The following is a 2,817-nucleotide window of genomic DNA, read 5'->3' as shown; positions in this document are numbered from 1 at the left end:
ATCAGGCAATAGGCATGCACCTGCCAGCCGGTCTTCCCGCATGCCTCACCCAAGGTTTCGATGAACCGCTCGCGATCCGGGGCATCCTTGAAAATCTCCTCCCGCCGGTCGCCCCGGTTCATGACGTGGTAGATGGCCCCGGGATACTGCACTCGAAGTTGGCGCGGCATGGCGGCGAGACCCGCCAATCAAGGAGGAATGCGCAACCTCTAAATTCACCAATAGCCGGGACTGACACCTTTTCGAGGAGCACTTGAAGTTGCTCGTGCCTGAGCCTCTGCACTTGTTGCAGGTCTCGGCGTTGGCTTGAGTGGCGGACAGAATCAGCGCCCCCAGGAGCGCCAGCGCTAAGCGGAGCATGTGTTTCATGGTTCGAATTGTTAGTCCTCGGGAATGTTACTGAGGTGCGACGATTCTCGTGCTACGCAATGCCGCGGGCCTAATTGTTGAAGGCCAACCTGTTTCTTGCCTAAACGGTCATCAAGGCTTCGCCTGGCGAGGTGCAGCCCCGGCGTTCACCTTCTCCAATTCGATTCGAAATATCTGCAAGAAAGGCTCGCGTTCCTTAATGGCTCCGCGGTTGGTCAAAAAATACACATATTTCCCATCGCTGCTGACCGCTGGGCGCTCATGGTGCGAACCACTCCGCGTTAGTTGGACAGGAGGGGTAGACGCATTCACGTCCATGAGCCAAATGTTCCAAGTCGGATTACCTTCTTCATTGCGTGTTTCATCTGAGCAAAAAACGATTCTGTTTCCATCCGGACACCACACAGGATGCCGACGATTTCCGGCTCCCCTAGAGACACGTGCTGGCTTTGAGCCATCTTCATCCATAATCCAGATTTTGCTAGACCCTTCCTCATCTGGGGCAACAAACGCCAAACGCTTCCCATCTGGAGACCAAGCCGGATTCTCACCGTGCCGCAGTGACTTTTGCTCGGAACCATCTGTTTTACATGTCCAGATTGACTTTTCCTTTCTGCCCTCAAGCACACGTGTAAATGCGATTCGCGTTCCATCCTGGTTTAATGCCGGTTCGGAGTCCACCAGCGAAGACCAACTCTCAGTAATCTTTGTAACGCCACCCTTTCCGTCAACGCGAACAGACCACAGATTGAATCTGTCCTTTCTAAGTCGATTTGCCGCAAAATAAACCACCTGTCCGTCGGCTGAAATAGTTGGATCTAAGTCACTGAATCTTTCATCTGTGACAAGTTTTTCGGCGCCACCTTGTAATACCCAAATATTCATGAAGAAATTTCCCATCGCTGCAGGCTGTTCAATAAACTCCGCCGGAATCTTCGAGCGCGGCCTGGAATACATCACGTGTATCCCATTCGGCATTATTGACAGCCTTGTATCGACCAATGCCCCCGCATCGAATTCGGAGACCTTTTCCGCGGGGTCGTTGGCAGGGAGTAGGTCTGAAAGACTGCTTCGCGCCTGGAACCAAGGGCCCGAGGCATCGAAAACAACTCGAAAAATCGGGACCTCAACGTATCGGATGGACTCTAATTCCGCGCGTATGCGGCCAGACTGCTCTGCCATCTGAAGTGTCAGTTGAACAGAAAACGGTGAGTTATCGCCCGGCGGCACGTCCGTCGTCCCAGTTTTTCGGGTGCGCCTAAAACCCGGCTTCTCAACTACCACCAAATGGTGTGTCCACGTGCTGCCTGGCGTGTCTTTCAAGAATTCGAACTCGTAACTCAATGGTGTTGCGCCAATCGGTTTGTTGTTCGAGAAGACTTTCGCATCCTTCTCGTTGCACTCGATGCTTACCCGAACAGTTTTCTTAGAGGCCTCCAAAGCAACAGCTACTGTCGGGCTTGTCCTCAAAGAATCCACATCGAGCAGGAGAGTCTGAGGAAAGTAGCCATTCGCAGAGATTGAAACAAGCTGCTTGTCCCAAGGTGACTTTGATGTGGCGCGACGAAACAAGACCTCGGTCGCATCACCCGGATTTGGAAGCCTTTTCCCTGCTAGAGTCACAACTGCGTCCTTCGGAGTGATTGAAAAAGCGACTGATCCCTTCGTTGTGAGTGGCTGAAGTGAGACCTCGCGTTTAAGCCACTTCTCCTTTGCGTCAGCTTCAATATTGGATATCCGTTCCGTGTGCGTTTCGTAGTCGGCAAGCTCAACCTTGAACTCTTGATAATCCACGAAATCCCGTTTATTTTCCCAACGGACCTTGAGAAAGGGAACTCCCGATTCTCGCATGACACCATTGTTAATTACCTGTGCACCAGAAGGCACCACGGTGATGAATACGTCTTTGGTGATAGATGCAGCCGGAGCTGAAGGGGTGACTTGCATTACAAGGAACGCCACTAGCAGTAAACGCAATATAGTTTTCAAATTCATTGTTTTCTTTCTTTTTGTCGTTGAGCTGATTGAGTCATCCCCCAAACGTCACACTCACGATGTCGCTGGATTGGCCGATCTGCTGGTCGTTGAGCACGCCGTAGGCGATGTATTCGCGCACCTCGGGCACACCGGGCGTCGAGAGCGGCGTGTGGTCGTTGTAGGGCGAGTTCACTGATAGGAAATTGCTTTTTTGACGCTGCGCGGTTCAGGGAGAATTGCTTTTGCGTCGGGTTCATTGGCTGTGATTTTGCGCCTTCACGGATCGTTGGCAAGCATCGTTTTCGTGACTTTTGCAAGTTTGCGCCGGTTTTGCCGGACGAGCGCTGCGCGCCGCAAGGAAACGGTCGGAAATCGCGCGGTCGGCGACCAACTCGGGGCGCACCTCACCGGCGGCGCAGTCGCCGGTGTTTTACCCGGCGCACTGAGTCGGCTCAATCGGTCAGAACATTT

The 2,817-nt window shown here is 52.9% G+C and carries 1 protein-coding gene; it reads right to left on the bottom strand.

The features are described from left to right. Positions 1-480: 480 nt before the first annotated feature. Entirely contained in the window at positions 481-2,364 is a 1,884-nt protein-coding gene (locus FJ147_28170; GenBank protein ID MBM4259760.1) for a hypothetical protein, read from the bottom strand. Positions 2,365-2,817: the final 453 nt, after the last annotated feature.

Source organism: Deltaproteobacteria bacterium (genome assembly GCA_016874775.1).
Classification (GTDB): domain Bacteria; phylum Desulfobacterota; class Binatia; order Bin18; family Bin18; genus VGTJ01.
The sequence above is the reverse complement of the archived record's forward strand: the minus strand, read 5'-3'. Positions and strand labels throughout refer to the sequence as shown.

Coding starts and splice junctions, on each gene's coding strand:
- FJ147_28170 (MBM4259760.1), bottom strand. CDS start 2,364: ATGAATTTGAAAACTATATTGCGTTTACTGCTAGTGGCGTTCCTTGTA.